The organism is Fructilactobacillus fructivorans (genome assembly GCF_001434095.1).
GTDB lineage: Bacteria > Bacillota > Bacilli > Lactobacillales > Lactobacillaceae > Fructilactobacillus > Fructilactobacillus fructivorans.
Genome location: NZ_AZDS01000001.1, coordinates 61,049 through 80,475, shown reverse-complemented (window position 1 = coordinate 80,475; position 19,427 = coordinate 61,049). Strand labels below are relative to the sequence as shown.

Sequence of the window (19,427 nt, the reverse complement as noted above, 5' to 3'; positions counted from 1 at the left end):
CTCACCCTTAAAGAATTATGTATAAAAAAACGAATAGAAACTATTCGTTAAAAAGATTTTTTGCTTTCTCAAAATCAAATGGTTCCCCAACTTGGTAAGAATCTGGCAAGATAAGTGCTCCAGGTCGATCCGGAGCATTAGGAATTCTTAGTTCTCTTCCAGAACAAATCATCCCATCGCTTTCTACTCCCCGAAGTTCACCAGGCCAAATAATTTGTCCATTCGGCATCATGGCACCAACCTCAGCTACTACAACTTTAATTCCTTGCTGCATGTTAGGTGATCCACTCACTAATTGAAGTACTTTATCATTTTGCACTCTTGTCTGAGTTACATGCAAATGATCAGATTTGGGGTGATCCTCCATTTTTTCAACATACCCAACGATAAATTTAGGATCACTTTTAAACGGTAATTTTTCTTTAAATCCCGCTTGATTTAATTTGTTATTTAATTTTTTTACGTCCGCAGTTGAAAGCTCAACCTGACCATTTTTAGATTTCAAATCATTAAGGACTTCGCTGGCATCAAAAATATTATAACCAACTACTTTTCCATCCTTATCCTTAATTTGAACAACATTGTCTGATTCAGATACACTCTGTGGATCTGATCCTTCGCCCAGAACGATAATTAAAACGTCACCCATCTGAGTTGGATTATAACTTGCAATCATCAAATTTAATCACTCCCGAGTTTATTGTGGAAGAGATTTAATAAAGTCTTCAACTTGTGCTTTAGTCTTACGATCCTTATTAACTAATCTTCCTGTTTCAACACCATTATCAAACGCAACAAAACTTGGAATACCAAAAATGTTCATTTCTTTAGCTAAGTCAAGATTGTCATCACGATCAACGGCAATAAACTTGTAGTTTGGAAAATCTTTTACAATTTCTGGCATAGCAGGCTTGATAAATGTGCAATCCGGACACCATGTGGCCGAGAAAAACAAAATGTATTTTCCGTTCTTGATTTTTTGCTTTAATTCTTCAAGATTCATTACTGGTAATTGTTCCATAGTATCCCTCCTAAACATTAATATTATAACCCACTAAGATTAAAAATGTTATATAATAAATTAAACAAATCCAATCGAAGGGATGCTTTTATGATCGTAAAACATAAATTAGCTTTCATTACCGGGACAGCTATTGCTGGGGCAACATTGTACTCACTGATTCGACACAAACAAGAACGTGATCAAGATAAGGTTAGACGTCATTTATCCGATACTCTCACTAAGAAATTTGATAACAGCGAACTTTATGGGTATTGGATTGATTTCAATCAAAATGAGGATGGTCAGTTTATCGGTGGTATCAACCTACTAGATGATGATAATAATAATATCAAATCCTATGGATTTACATTCGATCTAGCTAATGATGAGATCAATAACATCAAACTTTTGAATACTGAATCAATTAATTAGTCAACGAATTGGGCCACAATCTTATAGATTGGGCCTTTTTCTTTAAATTTTTCTTCATATTCAGTTTCGACGTTATCTTTCACTGCATCACTATCGTGCAAGTTAAGGTTTACCGTTTCAAACTTCATTCCAAAATTATTTAAACTAACCAAAGAATATTCAAACAATCCCCGATTATCTGTTTTAAATTCTAATTCAGCTCGATCTGGTAGAACATCTTGATAACTTTGCAGAAAATGTGGTGAGGTTAATCGACGTTTGGCATGCCGTTTTTTAGGCCATGGATCAGAAAAGTTTAAGAAAATTTTTGCAATCTCATCCTTTTTAAAAAAGGTATTAACTAAGCCACCATCAGTGTGAATCAGTTGTACATTACTCAAGTGGTCATTTACAACTTTCTTTAAAGTCATGGCAATTACTGACTTTTGAATTTCAATCCCAATGAAATTAATGTTGGGATTTTTTTCTGCCATTTCGGTAATAAATTTACCCTTGCCACAGCCAATTTCAACGTAAATTGGCGCATCATTAGGAAATCGACTTTCCCATTTACCAATGTATTTCTCCGGATCATCCACAATTGATTCAGGATGGTCCAAAATAAATTGATTTGCCCATGGTTTATTTCTAACTCTCATTATTTAACCTCAATTTCTAATTTGTTTTGCTTTCTTGTTTAAGTATGGAACCGTCAAAACATATCCTTCAATCAACCAAACAACCATTGTAATCAAAATAATTGGAATGGTAATTCGGGCAATTAACATCGCAATTAATAAGACAAAACATTCAAACAACAGTAAAAGTTGCACAATTGCCCGAAAATTTTGGAGCTGTCGCTTTTGATTAACTGGGTAGATATGAGTAAATACATTACTATCAAAGTGTTCGTAGAATGGAATCAACTGGAAACCAACCAAGTATACGAAGATAACGGTCATTAACGCTCCAATAATTTGATTTGGGATAATCAATACCAAAATTAAAGCAATAATTACCAACCGAAAATAAAGAGACCCTGGCCCACTATCTCGTAGTAATGATCGCAAATATAAGTTGGAATATAAATGTCCTTGATCCCTTTTTAATAGCTTAAATACTGGATCCAAATATTTTCTGCGATGAATTCGCCCGGATAATTCAGGGACTTCAGTGAAGAGACTATAAAAATGATAAATTCGATTCATTCGAGCGTCTTCATGATCAATGGTATAGTTCCAATTTAAAAGTTCATTTTTAATCAAACTAGCTGCATATAACAAGGATGCAGTAATGAGCAACGCTAAAAGAGCTGCTGCCCAAACATTAAAATAAAGTGCCAAAACCAAAATAATCAAGGGAAGAACCAATTCGGTGACAAAAGCCATTACCATATGATGATTCAATTGAAAATACAACTTAACGACTTGATATGCCATCCATCCAGTTTTTAGTAATAAGATGACCAATAACAGTCCAATTAACTGAGAAATTCCCCATCCAATTGAAATACTTAAAAATGGCATTAAAACAAACCAGGTGATTAAATCAATTATCATCCCCATTACGAGGCTATAAATAAAAGCTCCACTAAAATAGCTATGAAATTGGTATTCTTTGGGAGCCATAAAGACTTTATCTGCGGACTTGACCAGAGTTGCTAATCCACCAAGTTGCAATCCAATCAACAAAACAACGATAGCAACGGGACGTTCCCACCATAAATTCCCGGATAACTGCTTTAAGAATCCAGAGTAAGCATAACCAAGTCCACCAACAAAAAACATGAGAGCAATCACAAAGAAATCGTTAAATACATACTTAAGGTATTTGGTCATTTCAACCAAATGATTGCTTAAGCGTTTTTGAAAAATCTTATTCATTTTTACCATCCCTTGCTAAAGATAGATAAATATCTGAAAGTGATTTCCCAGCATCAGGATATTTTTCCCTAATCTGATCCATTGTTCCCTCGGTCTGAATCTCACCCTTACTAATCAACACAAAGCGATCGCAGTATTTTTCGGCAGTATCAAGAACATGGGTTGACATCAAAATACTTGCACCAGCTTTTTTCTTTTTTTCAATTAAGCGCAAAAGATCATCAACAGCAAGTGGATCAAGCCCTAAAAACGGCTCATCAATTACATATAATGACGCATTCGTGATAAAAGCGCATACGATCATTACTTTTTGTCTCATTCCTTTAGAAAAGTTAGCTGGAAACCAATCAAGTCGTTTATCAAGTCGAAACATTTTTAGTAATTCATTGGCCTGATCCCAAGCTTCCTTTTGATCTAAGTTATAAGCCATAATGGTTGTATCAATGTGTTCTTTTAGAGTTAAATCCTGGTATAAAACCGGCATCTCCGGAATGTAAGCAATCTGTTGTTTATACTTTTCAGTATCCTTACTAATTTGTAATCCATTAACTTTAATGGCCCCTGAAAATGGTTTCATTAATCCAATAATATGATTAATTGTAGTTGATTTTCCCGCTCCATTTAATCCAATCAGAGAAACTAGTTCCCCATCCTTAACATCGAACGTCTCATTTTTTAAAACCGGCACGCTAGAATACCCACCAGTTAAGTCTTCTACTTGCAAGCTCATAATTAACCTTCATTTCTTATTCTTATCATTATCATAATTAGTATACCATATTGCTTAGTGCACTTATTATACAGGTAATGTTAGTGTATAATTGGATTAAATTGAAGGGAGAAATTTATATGACTGATTACGATCCAAACTGTGTTTTTTGTAAAATTGTTAAGGGTGAGATTCCAAGTTATAAAGTTTATGAAGACGATGAAATTTTAGCATTTTTAGACATCTCACAAACCACTCCTGGACATACTTTAGTTATTCCTAAAAAACATATTCAAGATATTTTTCATTTCGATGCTGAAACAGCTGGCAAAGTATTTTCCAAAGTCCCTGAGATTGCACGTGCAATCAAAGATTCCAATCCTAATATTAAGGGAATGAACATTGTTAATGACAACGGAAAGATTGCTTATCAATCGGTTCCCCATGCTCATTTCCATTTAATTCCGCGTTACACGAATAACGATACCTTTTCCATCAACTTTTCTGATAATTCAAAACAATATGACAAAAATAAATACCAAAAAATTGCTGACTCAATTACTAAACAATTGGAGGAATAATTTATGAAAAAAACCACCGTTACGTTGGTCGCTGCAGGAGTTTTAACTGGGATTACCATCACCGGCTTATTAATGCTTAAAAAAAAGGGTGACTCTAATCCTAAAGATAACGTTACTTTGGATGACTGGAAAAACATCTTCAATTCCGCTTTAGCGGTTCAAAAAAATTTGAATCGATTTAATCATGCATTAGAAAATGCTCAGCCCGTAATGAAAAGCTTAGATAGGGACCTAGAACAAGCTAAGTTTCAATTAAAGCCGCGGGTTAACCACCTCTCTGATCAGTTAAATAATTTTTAATTTCAATTAAATTATTTGATCAATCTTAACTTGTCACTAATGTATGTTATATTAAGAATGAATGGTGTACATAAAGTCCTTGTGTGCCCAATATTTTGAAGAAATGGATGTGCTAATATATGAAGAAGAAATGGCTCGTTGGAGCTGCAGCATTACTTTTGAGTGTTTCACTAGTTGCCTGTGGTAGTAGTAAGACAGTGGCTACTACAAGTGGTGGTAAAATCACCGAAAGTCAATATTACAATAGTATGAAGAAAACCCCACAGGGTAAGACCGTTCTTCAAACTATGATTTTGAACAAAGTTCTTAATAAAGAATATGGTGACAAAGTTAAATCATCACAGGTTGATGACCAATTTAATCAATACAAGTCACAGTATGGTTCCCAATTTAAGACCCTTCTAAGTCAACAAGGATTAACCGAAAAGAGCCTGAAGGAACAAATCAAGGATAACCTATTATTGAAACAAGCTGTGATTGCTAACACTAGTTTCTCCGATAAGGATCTTCAAAATCAATTCAAGAAATATCAACCTAAGGTAACGGTTAATGAAATCACCACTAAGAATCAGGGTGATGCTGAGAAAGTAATTTCTGGCTTAGAAAATGGTCAAAAGTTCTCCGATTTAGCTAAGAAATACTCAACTGATGCCAACAAGAAAGATGGTGGCAAGATGGCTCCATTCGATAACACTGATACCAGTCTTGATAATAACTTCAAGAATGCGGCTTTCAAGCTTAAGAATGGCGAGTACACTAAGGAACCCGTAAAGACTAAAGCTGGTTACCAAGTAATTCAAATGGTAAATCATCCTTCTAAGGGTAAATACGAGGATCACAAGGCTGAATTAAAGGATCAACTTGCTACTGAACGTATGAGTGATAATACTGTTCTACACGCGGTTGTATCTAAAGTCCTTAAAGATGGTGATGTAAAGATCCAAGATAAAGACTTACAAAATATCTTGGCTGATTACACTTCAACTCCTAAGGCAATGAAATAAGATAATTTAAATATAAAAAGGTGAGTAACTTGAGTTACTCACCTTTTTCTTTACTCTCAGGTTTATAGAATTTATTTCGATCCATTCCAAAAATTCGTTTGCTAAACGATCCAGATTCTGTGTCGTTTAAAGCACCAGTAATCATGTTAATGGAAGCATCCAAATCATCTAAATCGTGTAAAATTTGAGCTTCCAATAGTTCTGGCGTCACTGGTGATCCATATTCTTTGATACCATGATGCGATAGAACCATGTGTCTCAAAAGAAGTAAATCTTCAGAATGTTGATTAATCTTTAACTGATCGGCTGCCTCGACAATTTCACCATCAATAATACTAATATGTCCCAGTAAGTCTCCCTCACTAGTATAAGATGTGGCCACTGGACCAGATAACTCGGTTGTTTTGCCTAAATCATGCAAGATTGCTCCCGCATAAAGAAGCGATGGATTTACCTGCGGGTATAATTTAGCAACTCCTTTAGCTAATTTTAAAATCGAAATCGTATGAAACGCCAATCCACCAGCATAAGCATGATGATTAGTTTTAGCTGCTGGATAAGTGAAAAACTCATCTTGATGTTTTTTAAGTAGGGTTCGAACAATTCGATTCCACGTTGGATTAATGATTTCAAAAATAGTTTGACTAATGTATTCCTCCATTTCGGAACGAGTCATTTGAGCATGCTGCATAAAACTACTGGGATCATTGGGTTCACCATTTTCAGTTTGACGAATATGATTAATCTTAATCTGGGGACTTCCTTGATAAGCTTCCCGTTTCCCATTAATATGAACAACCTGTCCAGATTTGAATGTTTTTACATCATCGTTACTGGCACCCCACAATTTTCCGCCAATTTCTCCCGAATTATCTTCAAATACAAAGGAAATAAATTGTTTCCCATTTTTCGCAATTCGAGCATCGGCTGATTTGATCAATACAAAAGCATCGATGTCTTCATCCAATTGATATTCTTTTAATTTTTTGCTCATTTGACTCCACCTCCACTATTTTAATTCAATTAAGTTCTCATCATTTACGTCACTTCTAATTCGATCATCGGCCGTAAAATAAACTACCTGTGTGCTTTTAGCTAGTTCCTTCATCAGGTCGATGGCTTTATCGGTTCGAAAATGATCAAAGTCAACAAACCCATCATCGATCATGATTGGCATCGGATATTCATCACTAAATGCTAATGTTAACGCAAAAACAAGTGAGAGATACAACTGTTGCATCGTTCCCTTTGACAACTCTTCCACTTTAAATTTGATGCCATCATCACTTAGGACTGAAATACTCTTCTTATTGTAATCAATCTTCTTGTAATGACCATCGGTTAAGGTCTTAAAGAACTTAGCAGCATCTTTTCTGACCTTTGGAATTCGACCACTACTTGCAGCATCAAGAACTTTTTCAATCCACTGGTTGGTTAATCGGTAAACTAACCATTTCTCAACTAACTCGTTAATCTTAGTATCCATGCTTGCTAACTCCTGAGTTAATGAATCGAGTGTTCCATCCCTTTCCATATTTTTAATCTGAACGTTTAATTGAGCAACCTGGTCTGATTGGTCAGCAAAATCAGAATCCAGTTGATCGATTTGTTCCTGAAGATCATGCCTAACATTCTTCAATTGATCAATATTGTCATACTTTTGCAGTCTTTCAATAAGAGCTTGATCCAGTGAGTATTCTAACTCCTCTTTTCGTTTGCTTTTCTCAGTTGTATTTCGTTGCTCATCATACTCTTTTTTGAATTCAGTACCGTTTGTAACATCACGTTCTCTTAAGAAACGATTCAACCTACCATTAACATCCTTCATTTGTGCTCGATGAGTATCAGCATTTGACGTTAAATAACTGAGCTCATGATTAATTTGTTCAGACTTTCTTTTTTGGTCCCTAACGTTTGAAAGAAACTGTTTAATTTTGTTTAAAGCCACCATTTCGCTATCATAATCACTCAAACCCGTTCTACTTGCCGCAAAATTCCATCGATCTAGATAACTTTCTACCCTCTCATTCATAGTCTTTTGGGATTGCACAAAATCACGTAAATGATCACGATCCGAATCACGTCGTCTCATTGCCTTTTGCAGGGAGTCATTCCACTGATTATAAGGGAAATTTTCAATATGATGTTTCTCCCCCATCTGATCTAACATTTGGTCAATTTGCTCTAGCTTAGTCTGAAAGTAATTATTTTTTTCATCCTTATTTTCAACTGGTTGTTTGGATTTCTGCACATAACGATAAAGGCCAAAGCCCATGCATAATAACCCAATTACAGCTAAAATCGGAATGGCTAATCCGCCCATAAAGATTCCAATTCCAATAAGTACTAAACCAGTAGCACCTACAACTAGTGATAAAGTATTATCTCCATTACTAGTAGTGGAGCTGGAATGGGCATAATAATCCATTTGTTCCTTGACATCTTGATATTCATTCATAAGATGATTGATTTGATCAATTTCATCATCATCAAATGGAACACTTTCTCTGCCACCCGCATCAGGTTCATCCTCAGACAAACGGACCTGAGCACTTTTAATATCATGATCCAGTCGTTCAATCCGGCTTACTTGTTGAATTTGACCATCAAGTTCTATTTCTAAACTCCGAATTAAATCAGCATTATCATTATAAAATTGTAAATCGTCATTTGATTCACGATGTTGACTTTTAAATCGATCAATTTTTTGCTCATCATCCTGAACTTCAGATTGAATATTAGCAAGCTTATTTTGTATATCCTGAAACTTTTCAAAATCACTTTCCGCAAAGCCTTGTTTGATATCCAAGTCATCGTTTTGAAGGTGTTTTAGTTGATCATATTTATCCCAACTAGATAAATCTTGATCAACCCGACTCAGTTGCTGAGATAACTCATTACGATGAATTCGATTTTGACGCTTCTTTTCTTCATCCTTCTTTGCTTGAATTGTCAGTTCACGGTATTTTGGGTATTCATTACTTGCTTCATGAACCTTGGCGTTTAATCTTTCCCTTTCAACTAGTAATTGATTTAACTCCGGCTTTTTACCAGTTGGCTTATAAATCTTCCCACCATTTTCTTGGTTTTCATTCTCTAAATCGATCCAACTGTCAATTCCAACTACTCCGACACGCTGAATTCGTTTAGAAAGTTCTTCTTTATTTAAGCGAGAAATATCATTTAAACTGACGTTTCCAAAATAAAACAAATTATCATAAGAATCACGATTAATCGGTCCTAAAATCCGATCCAAAATTCCAGCTGGTAACTGATTTTCATCTTCATCGAAAACCGTCAGTTTTCCACCGTTTTTTCCTTCATTTCTCTGAATAATGTAGGTGGTTCCGTCTTGCTCGACAATTAAGCGACCACCCATCTTATAATCATCCTTCGGGGTAAAATCCCGTTTACTCCGACTATCTCGAAAGCCAAATAAAACATCTTTAATGAAATTCAAGAGGGTTGTTTTTCCAGCTTCGTTTTTCCCATAAATCACTTGAAATTCATGAAAATCAAGTGTTAGATTATGAAGTTTCCCAAAGCCAGATACTTCAACTTTTTTAATCCTCATCTTCCACGTTTCCCTTCGTTTTATTAGTAATTAAATTCATACTCTCATCAAGTAACTTGATAATGGCATCATCACTTGAAAAATTATCGCGAATATAAGAGTGCTTAAATAATTTCTTGGCTAAACTCTTAATATTTTCATCATTATATACTTCATGCTTAGTCTCATCCCAAAATTCTTGGTCAAGATCATTAAACTTCATTTCCGCATTTTCAACCACATCAATTTCATAGACCCAGGCATGAAGACTTTCAAAATCATACTGCAACTTTTCTTTAATTCGATCTAGTAAATCCTCTGATGAAATTGTTCCATCATCAACAAAATTTAATTTTACATCCAACAAATGAAGCTTCGAAAAATTTTGGGACTCAGTGTTGTCAATAATACGATTAACAATTCCTTCTTCAGTCTCATTACCATCTAATTTCATTGTTAATGTCGACCACACCATGGGACAAGTAGGCTCAAAATGCACTTGTAAGTTGCCATCACTACCATCAGTGACAAGAAGATATCCTTTTTCACCAGCTTCATTTTTATGACGCCCTTGAATGTTTCCAGGATATTCAATTAAGGGATGATCATCTAGTTGTTGCCGTTTATGAATATGTCCCAGTGCCCAATAATCATATCCTAAATTTTCCATTTCGTTAATAGTAAATGGCGCATACTGTGAATCTGTGCCACTTTTAATCGCTCCATGGACCATTCCAATCTGGTAATCCGCATCGGACCGTTCTGGAAATTCAGAAATCATGTCATTTACAATATTACGAGTCGCATAACTAAAACCCGTAACCGCGACGGTTTTACCGTCCTTAAGCGTTAAAGTATGAGTTGTTACCTCTTTAGGAAATACGTAAACATTTTTGGGAAAGGCGAAATCTTTGCCCCCCTCACTTTGATAATCGTGATTACCAAAAGAAAGAAGAACGGGAATCTGATGTTCATCTAATCGATTTAACTGTTCAATTAGGAAACTAATAGCCTTTACACTCTGGTGGCTTCCATCAAAGAGATCGCCTACCAGCAAAACGAAATCAACATTTTCATCGATAGCATCATCAACAATTTTCCTAAAAGAATCAAATGGAGCTTTATGTAGGATTTTCCACAACTCACTGGGGGTAGTAGCATCCTCTTTTATTCCTAAAAATGGACTATCCAAATGTAAATCTGCAGCATGAATAAACTTCATTATAATTTCTCCCATACAAAAAAATCGGAGCACCAATGGGCGCTCCGATTAATGATTAATTAAGCTTCGTACATATCACGCAAAGGCTTAGTAATTAACATATTAGCATCATCAATAACCTTACCCATTGCTTTTTCTTTACCCATCAATTTTTTGATGATATCAAGACTGTTCATCTTATTAGCAAGTTCTTGAGCTTTTTTCATGTCATCTTGCGAAATTTGTTGACCAGCCATTTGTTTTTGTCTTAATTCATTTTGGTTAGTTTGAAAATCCTTAAATGTCTTGAAGGCATCCTGATCCTTCTTTAACTCATCATATGTTGCTTGGAGTTCTTTGAACTCATCAGTCTTTACTAATGCATCTTGTAAAGTTTGTGCATCTTTCATTACATCATTTTCTGCCATAATTCCTTACCTCCTTAAATGTTGTTACAATACACATTTTAACATACGTAAAGCTATCGTCCTAGTAAAGCCTTTGCTCCACTAATAACTTCTCCAGCGCCTTTTTTAATTCCACTGGCTCCTTCTTTAACAATTCCCTTTACAACTTTACCAGTATCATTAGTAATTCCCTTAAATAATTTGGAATCATGATTGTCATTATTAGTGTTATCACCGTCACGTGCAACCGTCTGAGCATCTTGAACCCCAAACTGAGTATTGTTGGTGTACGGTAAAATCTGTTGCATTTGGGTCTTATAAAGTGGCCCAACGTCGGTCCCGGTTAGATTCTCTAAATGGTGAGTCGAATTGGTACTATCAAATCCCTCCCAAGTTGCAACAACCACGTTCGGTGTATAACCAACAATCCATTTATCTTTAGTGGCATCAGAATCAGGAGTGTTATCGGCCTCAGTACTTCCGGTTTTACCAGCAACTTGATAACCATTCGGTTTGGCGTCAACCCCAGTACCATTATCAAAGACGCCTAGCATCATACTGGTCATCTGACGAGCTGTCGATTCAGACATGATTTGTTTTGAACTTGGATGCTCATTATCAACCACGGTCTTACCCGTCGAATCAACAATCTTAGTAATGTAGAAGGGCTGTGAAATGCGTCCCTTATTCGCGAAGGCAGTGTAGGCACCTGCCATTTGTTGTGGCGAAACTCCATTTGAGAGTCCGCCAAGTGCTAAGGCTAAGTTTTTATCTTTATCTGTAACTGGTAAATTGAATTTCTTAACCGAATCGTAACCCTTATCAACACCAATTTTGTTTAGTAACCACACTGCAGGTGCATTCATACTTTGAGCCAGTGCTTGATACATTGGTACTTTCCCGGTGTAAACATCATTATAATTGTGTGGAGTGTAATGATTAGCTCCATATGATTTCTTCTCATTTTGAAGTTCAGAATCATAATAATAGCCATTTTCGAGCGCCGGAGTGTAAACCGCAAGTGGTTTCATGGTTGAACCAGGTTGACGTTTAATATCTGTTGCACGATTATACCCACGGAACACGGTCTTTCCACGTCCACCAACCACGGCTTGAACTCCGCCATCTTTAGGATTTAAGGCCACGGAAGCAGCTTGAACCTTGGTTCCGTCGGCTGCATCATTAGGAAAAAGACTAGGATTTTTAAAATCAGTTTGAAAGCTTTGCTGTTGCTGCTGATTAAGATTGGTATATATCTTGTATCCGTGATTCATAATGTCAGATTCAGTCAGCCCATACTTCGAAATGGCTTCGTTAATTACCGCATCAAAGTAATACGGATACTTGTAGCCATTGGTTGATCGATAAGAATTCCTGGTATTCAGTGGCATTGCCTGATACTTCTTAGCCTCTGAATTCGTAATCTTATGATTCTTTGCCATCAAATCAAGAACAACGTTTCTTCTTTGTCGGGCTGCCTCAGGATGATCAATTGGATTATTGCTAGGGTTTGATAACATCCCCGCAAGTACCGCAGCATCCTGAACCGGTAAGTCTTGAGCTGATTGACCAAAGTAACGTTTAGAGGCATCTTCCACCCCATACACTCCATTACCAAAGTACGCATTGTTCATATACATTGTTAAAATTTGATTCTTTGAGTAAACATTTTCAATTTCAATGGAGATAAACAATTCTTTTAATTTTCGGGTCAATGTTTGCTGTTGCGAAAGAAATGTATTCTTAGCTAGTTGTTGTGACAGCGTACTTCCACCACCACTAATGTAATCTCGACCCATGACTTTATTCTTTACGGCTAGTAAAATGGCTCGTCCATAACCACTCACTGAATAACCATGTTCTTTATAAAAGTTACGGTCTTCCGTTGAAAGAATCGCATTGGGAATATTCTGCGAAATTTTATTCATCTGAACATAAGTACCCTTTTGTGCGTATAACTTGCCAGCTTCATGATGATGAGAATCATAAATTACAGTAGATTTTGATAAATTCGACTGTAAATCACGAACGTGTGAAGTTTTTGCCACAATTGTTAAATAACTACTTAAAACTAGGGCAATGAATAAAACAATTACAATAATCCATCTTGTGATTTGAAATCGCCGCCAGAACCTTCTGAAGTAACCCCAAATCTTTTTAAATATTGACTTGTGTTTGCTGTTATTATCCATAAAAGTCCAAATCTCCTTTTATCATTAATTGCTATTGTACCACATGGACATTTAATGGATTTTAAAAGATAAAGGATGGACATCCATTGACATCCATCCTTTTTATTACATTTGATCTGGAGCTTCAATCCCCAACAATCTTAACGATTCCTTTAAAACGATTGCTACACTTTTTACTAGGTCTAAACGAGCATCTTGTTCGTCATCATCAGCCAAAATCTTAGAATGAGCGTAGTATTTGTTAAATGCTTTCGCCAATCTCAGTGAATACTTCGCAACATCAGAAGGCTCAAATTCATTGCGAGCTTGCTTAACTACCTCTGGAAAAGCTTGAAGCAGTTTGATAACTTCCCAAGCACTTTCATCAGTTAATTCGTTAGCTGACTCATTTAATTCTTTTTTGCCTGATTTTCTTAAAATACTTTCTGAACGTGCGTGAGCATACTGAACGTATGGCCCAGTTTCACCCTCAAATTTCAATTGATCTTCAAGAACAAAATCAATACTATTGATTCGTTCACTCTTAAGATCACCAAAGATAATGGCACCGACACCAACCTGTTTGGCTACTTCATCCTTATTTGGCAGGTCGGGGTTCTTTTCAGCAATTTGTTGTTTAGCCATTGCAATTGACTCGTCCAAAACTTGATTAAGCAGAATGATGTTACCCCGACGAGTCGAAAGTTTCTTACCATTGACCGTAATTAATCCAAACGGAATATGATGAACTCCGTCCGCATTTTCTACTCCCATCTTCTTTAACACCGCTTTTAACTGATGGAAATAATTAGTCTGCTCAGAACCCACTACATAGAGATTCATAACGGGATGATATGTCCGTTCACGGTATAACGCGGTCGCAATATCCCGGGTGATGTAAAGGGATGCCCCATCACTTTTAAGGATCAAGGCAGGATTCAAGTTATCATCACTTAAATCAACGACTTGAGCTCCTTGAGATTCCTGAAGTAATCCGTCCTTTTTAAGAATATCAACGACTTCATCCATTTTATCGTTATAAAATGATTCACCGTTATAAGTATCAAAACTAACCCCAAGTGTCTTATAGGTATTATTAAAGGCTTTAAGAGACACGTCTCTAAACCATTTCCACAATTTAGTGGCTTCAGGATCACCATCTTCAAGCTTCTTAAACCATTCTCGTGCTTCTTCGTCTAATTCGGGATCTTTTTGATCTTCCTTATGAAACTTAACGTAGTACTGAACCAGATAATGAATTGGGTCACGCTTGACATCATCCTCATTTCCCCACTTCAGGTAGGCCGTAATTAGCTTACCAAATTGGGTCCCCCAGTCTCCTAGATGATTATCTTTAACAGTCTTATATCCATTTTTCTTTAGAATTTCAGAAATTGAATTACCAATGACAGTAGAACGTAAGTGTCCCATTGACATGGGTTTAGCAATGTTAGGAGATGACATATCAATGGTAACCGTCTGGTCCTTACCATCATAGTTATCACCATAGTGTTCCTTGTCAGTCAAAATATCTGACATAACTTGTTTACTTACTTTCCCTTTGTCTAAGAAGAAATTAACGTAGGGACCAACTGCAACTACCTTATCAAACTGACTCCCATCGATATTGTTTACGATATCTTGTGCGATCATTTGAGGAGCCTTATGCAACTCTTTTGCTAAAATAAATGCTGGAAAGGCAAGGTCCCCGTTCTCAGGTGTCTTTGGTTTTTCAATCTTTCCATAAATATCATTAGTTGAAATTTGGTTGTTAATCGAATCTGCAACTGCATCAGCAACTTGTTGTCTATAATCCATAATTCTCCTCCTCATAAATAAAAAAAGTCTCTTACACTAATTCAATTAATGTAAGAGACGAGATTACCCGCGGTACCACTCTATTTGGAAATACCCACTTATTATTAACTTATATACCTAGAAAGGACGCCTTCACCATCATCGTTTGTCTAACTCACATCAACTTAGACTTGCTTTAAAACCATCACGGCTACTACACTTTCATCATTGGTAGCTTCCCAAAAGCGGGTGACGGGAATCGAACCCGCGACGTAAGCTTGGGAAGCTTAAATTTTACCACTAAACTACACCCGCAATACATAAATAATTGTATCATGAATTATATCAATTGTCATCAAGACTTCCATGGTGCCTTATGATAAACTTTGTTTGGAGGGATAAATATCATGTTAATTTACATAATTACTTTCTTATGGATTCTTTTATTAATCTCATTAACAATTGGAATCACACGCAAACAAGACAAGCAGATCATCAAGGGTGTCATTTACACACGAGCTTTTTACATTCTCTTGTTGATTGCCGAAGTAATCTTCACCATTAACCATTTCAATGAACACCGTTACTTGGTCTTTTTAAGCTTTGTCATGACCATCGTGGCCATTTCTTTCATTGACATTTGCTATCAAAGAAAAATTCAAGGGAACTTAAAAACGTATATTATTTTACTAACGTTAATTTCAATTTTGGCTTCAGTTGGATTACTTTTCTTTATCCAGTAAAAAAGCATCCCATTGTTAGGATGCTTTATTTTTTTGCATTTTTTCGGCAAGACGGATTGATTCATCAACTAATTCAGACTGCGCATCGATTACCGGATAGTCATGATTTCCGGCTCGTTCCTCGGCCACGGAAATTTCTGTGCAACCCAAAATAACTACATCACTACCAAGTTCATTTACCATTTGGTTCAAAATATGATGATACAATTTCGGGTCAACATAATCTTGCTCTTTAACACCCTTATAGATCAAATTCATTGTTTCATCAGCAATTTCATCGCTGGGATGAACAATTTCGTAACCAGCGTCTGCAATTTCTTTATCATAGACTTTGTCTTTAAGTGTCCCCTTAGTGGCAATCAAGCCCACTTTTCTTGCATGAGGAAACTTTTTAGCAATAGCACCTACTGCCAGCCTTGGCATATGCAAAATGGGAACATCAGTCACACTTTGCAACTGATCATAAAAATAATGAGCAGTATTACATGGTAACGCAAAAAATTCTGGACCCAATTTACTTTGCTGTTGAATGTCTTCTTCAAGTGGTGGTAATGGGCTTGGATTATTTTCTGGATCAGTAATATAAGCAGTCCGATCAGGGACAGTTGCATGATTAACTAGTATATAGTTTAGATAGTCTTGATCATTGTGAGCGGGGGTACGCTTATTTAACAAATGCACATAACTTTCAGTGGCTTGGGTACCCATCCCTCCGATGATTGTAAAAAATTTTTTCATTCGCTTATTCCTTATTTATGTGAAAATACTTTTTAAAGTTCTTTGCGTAATTATGATCCATCCACTTCATTAGAAGCCAACGCATAAAGTTTTCGTCCTTCTTATACCAGAACGTAGTCCCCCACTGGCCCTTTCGAATCAATTCTTCCGCTTTTTCTTTATCATCATTCTTCTTGGCGTATTTTTTAAAGACGCGATTAGGAACTCCTAGCCACAAATAGTAATTTTTCGGATTCTTATTTGCATAAACGGTCTGATCATTAGCTAAATTATCCTGCACGTAATCACGAACAACCCATTGAGCTAAATTATACCCATTTAGAGTCACAAAAAAGCTACTTCGACCCTGACGCAAATTAATTTCAAATAACTTATAGGTATCATCCCGCACGTCATACTTCATATCAAAATTAGCATAACCCGTGAAATTGATTGATTCCAAAAACTTTTGAATTTGATCATAAATACGTTGATCAAAGTCGGGAATAATCGTGACATAATTACCAATTGCTGATGGAGCTGGATCTTCCAGAAGTGGGTGACCCAAGCACATCATCTTAACGTGATGCTTCTTATCAACATAGGCGTTTAAGACCCGCATGTTACTGTCATCACCAGGAATAAAATCTTGAACGATCAAATCCGAAGTATAGCCATTATTATAAATCTTTCCAACAATATCCCGATATTCATCCTCACTTTTAATGGTGAAGGCTTTTTTTCTACCTTCAAAGTGAATGTCTAACCACTCCACACTGTTAGTTGGTTTGAGTGCAATCGGATAATCAAAAGGTTGAGCAAAGTTATCCTTTTCAAAATTATTTTTAGAAATAATCTTGGTCCCGGGATATGGCATCCCATACTTGTCACACATTTTATAAAAGTTTTCTTTACTATTCAGTTGTTTTATCAGTGAATAATCCACGTAGGGACATACAAAGACATCTTCTAAATCCTTTTTGTGTTTTGAAATTAGTTCAGCATAGCCATCACCACAACCAATTAAAATCACTGGTTCTTTATGGCTAGCGTACTTTTGCTTTAATTTCTTCATTTCTTCAAACCAGACTGGATCTTCACTAAAACCTGGTATGAAAGTAAGGTCCACAATCTTGGTAAACCTAGTAGGTGCCAGTCGTTCCTGAGCGTAGGCCTTAACACGCTTCCCATATAATTCGTAGAAAGAACGTGCCATTCCGTATACATTAAAATCACTTCCTAAAAGAACGGGAGTGAAATTTGGAACATTTTCATTTGTCATTACTGTTTAAATCCTCCAAGTAATCTTCCACGATAACTGAATCAGTAGGATAAGGTGTGTCAACACCGTTAATCTTTTGATAAGGATCGCGACCCTTTCCAGCAACTACAATAATATCACCAGTTTTACCAAAATTAATGGCGTCTTTAATAGCCTTTTCACGGTCCATTTCAAAATGAACATCAACCTTATCATGATCGATATGGTTATCAATTTCTTTTGCAATTTTCATTGGATCTTCATAAGCTGGATCATCAGTGGTTAAAAAGGCAACATCAGCATTTTGAGTAAGGGCTTTACCAAACCCCTTTCTGCGATCAATTCCCTTATTACCCGGACTTCCAACCACTACGATCACTTTTCCATTGGGATCTTGACGCTTTAAAAATCCTAATAATGCATTCATACTAGCATAATTATGCGCATAATCGACGTGAACATTTCCATGACTTTTGGATTTAAAAATCTCCATTCTACCCGGGATCCGAGCACTCGCCAATCCGTCTATCATGTCACCACGTTTAAATCCGGCAAGTCCCGCTGAAATAATTGATGCCGTTGCGTTCGATTCATTATAATCTCCGGGAATGCCGATTCGATAATTTCCATCCAATCCTAACTTCTTAGCTTTTTCAGAAACTGAGTTCAACTGAATATCATTATCAGTTAGACTGTCCGAAATCGATTCATAAACAAAGTCCAAATCAACTTCAATTTGTGGCGTAGTTCCCTTTTTACCAAATAAATAAATGTTTTCTGGATCAGTGGTAGTTTTAGCTGCATAGTAAATATCAACTAAATGATCCGAATCAGCATTTAAGATACACGTATGGGAGTTAACCAATAGTTGTTCCTTACAGTGTAAATAATTAGCAAACGTGGGATGCTCATTTTCCCCGATATGATCAGGTGAAATATTCAGAAAGTTTCCCACATTATATTTTAATCCATAGACCCGATTCTTAAGGTAAGCTTGTGAAGAAACCTCCATAATTAGATATTTCATGCCATTATCGACAGCTGCCCGCATATTCTTAAACACATCTAATGACTCAGGTGTGGTTAAATGAGACTTAAAAGTTTGATCTGGTTTATTTCCGACCACCGTGTTAATGGTTGAAAACAATGCCGTTCGATCACCAGTTGCTTTTTCAATGGCGTCTCTTGTGAAATAAGAAGAGGTGGTCTTCCCTTTCGTACCTGTAAAGGCAATAATAAACAAGTCATCTTGTGGATAGTTAAAGAAAGCGGCAGAAATTAGTGACATTGCCTTTTGAATGTTAGTAACAAGGATTTCATTCATTCCATTACTTTCAGATAAATGTTTTTCACACACAATGCCTGTTGCACCAGCATCTTTAGCTTTAGTAACAAACTCTGGCTTAAAATTACCCTTTCCAAAGAATAACGTATTGGATTTAATATCTCGCGAATCATAACTAACGTAATCAAAGTTATGATCGCTAACTTGATTAATTGACTTCAACAAATCATGTTCGCGAAGAATGTTTTTAATTTCTTGAATGCTTAGTGACAAAAAGATTCAGCTCCATCCCATTAATTTTTGTAATGGAAATCTAAACAATTCGTTTAGATTTTAATTTTAAATTCATTTACTCTTAGATAATTCTACCAAAATAACAAGCCAATGACTAATTCAAAACA

19 protein-coding genes and 1 tRNA gene are annotated in these 19,427 nt (G+C 36.1%); 5 read left to right on the top strand and 15 right to left on the bottom strand.

The window, feature by feature from the left end; translation table 11 throughout:
• Positions 1-40: 40 nt before the first annotated feature.
• Entirely contained in the window at positions 41-679 is a 639-nt protein-coding gene (gene ytpR / locus FC73_RS00475; RefSeq protein ID WP_010021601.1) for a YtpR family tRNA-binding protein, read from the bottom strand.
• 18 nt (positions 680-697) lie between these two features.
• Positions 698-1,021, bottom strand: coding sequence for a thioredoxin family protein (locus FC73_RS00470; protein WP_010021602.1), 324 nt, complete (start codon positions 1,019-1,021; stop codon positions 698-700).
• A gap of 90 nt (positions 1,022-1,111) precedes the next feature.
• Here FC73_RS00470 and FC73_RS00465 point away from each other — a divergent pair, with 90 nt between their 5' ends.
• A complete protein-coding gene (locus FC73_RS00465; protein WP_010021604.1) occupies positions 1,112-1,435 on the top strand; it encodes a hypothetical protein in 324 nt (107 codons plus the stop codon).
• Here FC73_RS00465 and trmB read toward each other — a convergent pair.
• The 3 genes from trmB to FC73_RS00450 are packed head-to-tail and all read right to left on the bottom strand — an operon-like array spanning position 1,432 to position 4,027.
• Positions 1,432-2,073: a tRNA (guanosine(46)-N7)-methyltransferase TrmB gene (gene trmB, locus FC73_RS00460; RefSeq protein WP_010021605.1), complete on the bottom strand. Its 642-nt coding sequence runs from the start codon at positions 2,071-2,073 to the stop codon at positions 1,432-1,434. The two genes, FC73_RS00465 and trmB, sit on opposite strands and share 4 nt — an antisense overlap.
• 9 nt (positions 2,074-2,082) lie before the next feature.
• Positions 2,083-3,297: an ABC transporter permease gene (locus FC73_RS00455; protein WP_010021606.1), complete on the bottom strand. Its 1,215-nt coding sequence runs from the start codon at positions 3,295-3,297 to the stop codon at positions 2,083-2,085.
• Positions 3,290-4,027, bottom strand: a complete 738-nt coding sequence (locus FC73_RS00450; protein ID WP_010021607.1) for an ABC transporter ATP-binding protein — start codon at positions 4,025-4,027, stop codon at positions 3,290-3,292. The genes FC73_RS00455 and FC73_RS00450 overlap by 8 nt, the downstream gene beginning before the upstream one ends.
• A 119-nt stretch (positions 4,028-4,146) precedes the next feature.
• On the opposite strand from FC73_RS00450, the gene FC73_RS00445 reads away from it, so the two are divergent.
• The 3 genes from FC73_RS00445 (at position 4,147) to FC73_RS00435 (ending at position 5,891) form a co-directional block, all read left to right on the top strand.
• Complete coding sequence (locus tag FC73_RS00445) at positions 4,147-4,587, top strand: HIT family protein (RefSeq protein ID WP_010021608.1); 441 nt, start codon at positions 4,147-4,149, stop codon at positions 4,585-4,587.
• A gap of 3 nt (positions 4,588-4,590) precedes the next feature.
• On the top strand, positions 4,591-4,887 hold the full coding sequence (locus FC73_RS00440) for a hypothetical protein (RefSeq protein ID WP_010021609.1): 297 nt from the start codon (positions 4,591-4,593) through the stop codon (positions 4,885-4,887).
• Positions 4,888-5,006: 119 nt separating this feature from the next.
• Positions 5,007-5,891 carry a peptidylprolyl isomerase gene (locus FC73_RS00435; protein ID WP_010021610.1) on the top strand — a complete coding sequence of 295 codons (885 nt, stop codon included), beginning with the start codon at positions 5,007-5,009 and terminating at the stop codon, positions 5,889-5,891.
• 34 nt (positions 5,892-5,925) lie between these two features.
• Here the strand turns inward: FC73_RS00435 and FC73_RS00430 are convergent, their stop codons facing one another.
• From FC73_RS00430 to FC73_RS00400, 7 genes are all read right to left on the bottom strand, one after another.
• Positions 5,926-6,885 (bottom strand): 3'-5' exoribonuclease YhaM family protein, encoded by a 960-nt coding sequence (locus tag FC73_RS00430; protein ID WP_010021612.1) that lies wholly within the window; start codon positions 6,883-6,885, stop codon positions 5,926-5,928.
• A 15-nt stretch (positions 6,886-6,900) separates the two neighbouring features.
• Positions 6,901-9,465: an AAA family ATPase gene (locus tag FC73_RS00425; protein WP_010021614.1), complete on the bottom strand. Its 2,565-nt coding sequence runs from the start codon at positions 9,463-9,465 to the stop codon at positions 6,901-6,903.
• Positions 9,455-10,666: a metallophosphoesterase family protein gene (locus tag FC73_RS00420; RefSeq protein WP_010021615.1), complete on the bottom strand. Its 1,212-nt coding sequence runs from the start codon at positions 10,664-10,666 to the stop codon at positions 9,455-9,457. The genes FC73_RS00425 and FC73_RS00420 overlap by 11 nt, the downstream gene beginning before the upstream one ends.
• Before the next feature lie 59 nt (positions 10,667-10,725).
• Positions 10,726-11,073, bottom strand: coding sequence for a YlbF family regulator (locus FC73_RS00415; protein WP_010021616.1), 348 nt, complete (start codon positions 11,071-11,073; stop codon positions 10,726-10,728).
• 53 nt (positions 11,074-11,126) lie between these two features.
• Complete coding sequence (locus FC73_RS00410) at positions 11,127-13,244, bottom strand: transglycosylase domain-containing protein (protein WP_010021617.1); 2,118 nt, start codon at positions 13,242-13,244, stop codon at positions 11,127-11,129.
• 105 nt (positions 13,245-13,349) lie between these two features.
• Entirely contained in the window at positions 13,350-15,041 is a 1,692-nt protein-coding gene (argS, locus tag FC73_RS00405) for an arginine--tRNA ligase (RefSeq protein WP_010021618.1), read from the bottom strand.
• A gap of 223 nt (positions 15,042-15,264) precedes the next feature.
• Positions 15,265-15,335, bottom strand: a tRNA-Gly gene (locus FC73_RS00400).
• A gap of 92 nt (positions 15,336-15,427) precedes the next feature.
• Between FC73_RS00400 and FC73_RS00395 the strand changes: the two genes are divergently transcribed.
• The gene (locus FC73_RS00395) at positions 15,428-15,763 is read left to right on the top strand and encodes a DUF1516 family protein (RefSeq protein ID WP_010021621.1); all 336 of its coding nucleotides are present in this window, start codon (positions 15,428-15,430) and stop codon (positions 15,761-15,763) included.
• A gap of 15 nt (positions 15,764-15,778) precedes the next feature.
• Here FC73_RS00395 and FC73_RS00390 read toward each other — a convergent pair whose 3' ends face one another.
• Genes FC73_RS00390 through FC73_RS00380 form a run of 3 tightly spaced genes read right to left on the bottom strand, consistent with a single transcriptional unit; the run spans position 15,779 to position 19,299 of the window.
• Entirely contained in the window at positions 15,779-16,501 is a 723-nt protein-coding gene (locus FC73_RS00390) for an aspartate/glutamate racemase family protein (protein WP_056936272.1), read from the bottom strand.
• A gap of 4 nt (positions 16,502-16,505) precedes the next feature.
• Positions 16,506-17,762 carry a carboxylate--amine ligase gene (locus FC73_RS00385; RefSeq protein ID WP_010021624.1) on the bottom strand — a complete coding sequence of 419 codons (1,257 nt, stop codon included), beginning with the start codon at positions 17,760-17,762 and terminating at the stop codon, positions 16,506-16,508.
• A complete protein-coding gene (locus tag FC73_RS00380) occupies positions 17,752-19,299 on the bottom strand; it encodes a UDP-N-acetylmuramoyl-L-alanyl-D-glutamate--2,6-diaminopimelate ligase (RefSeq protein ID WP_010021625.1) in 1,548 nt (515 codons plus the stop codon). The genes FC73_RS00385 and FC73_RS00380 overlap by 11 nt, the downstream gene beginning before the upstream one ends.
• Between the last annotated feature and the right edge of the window lie 128 nt (positions 19,300-19,427).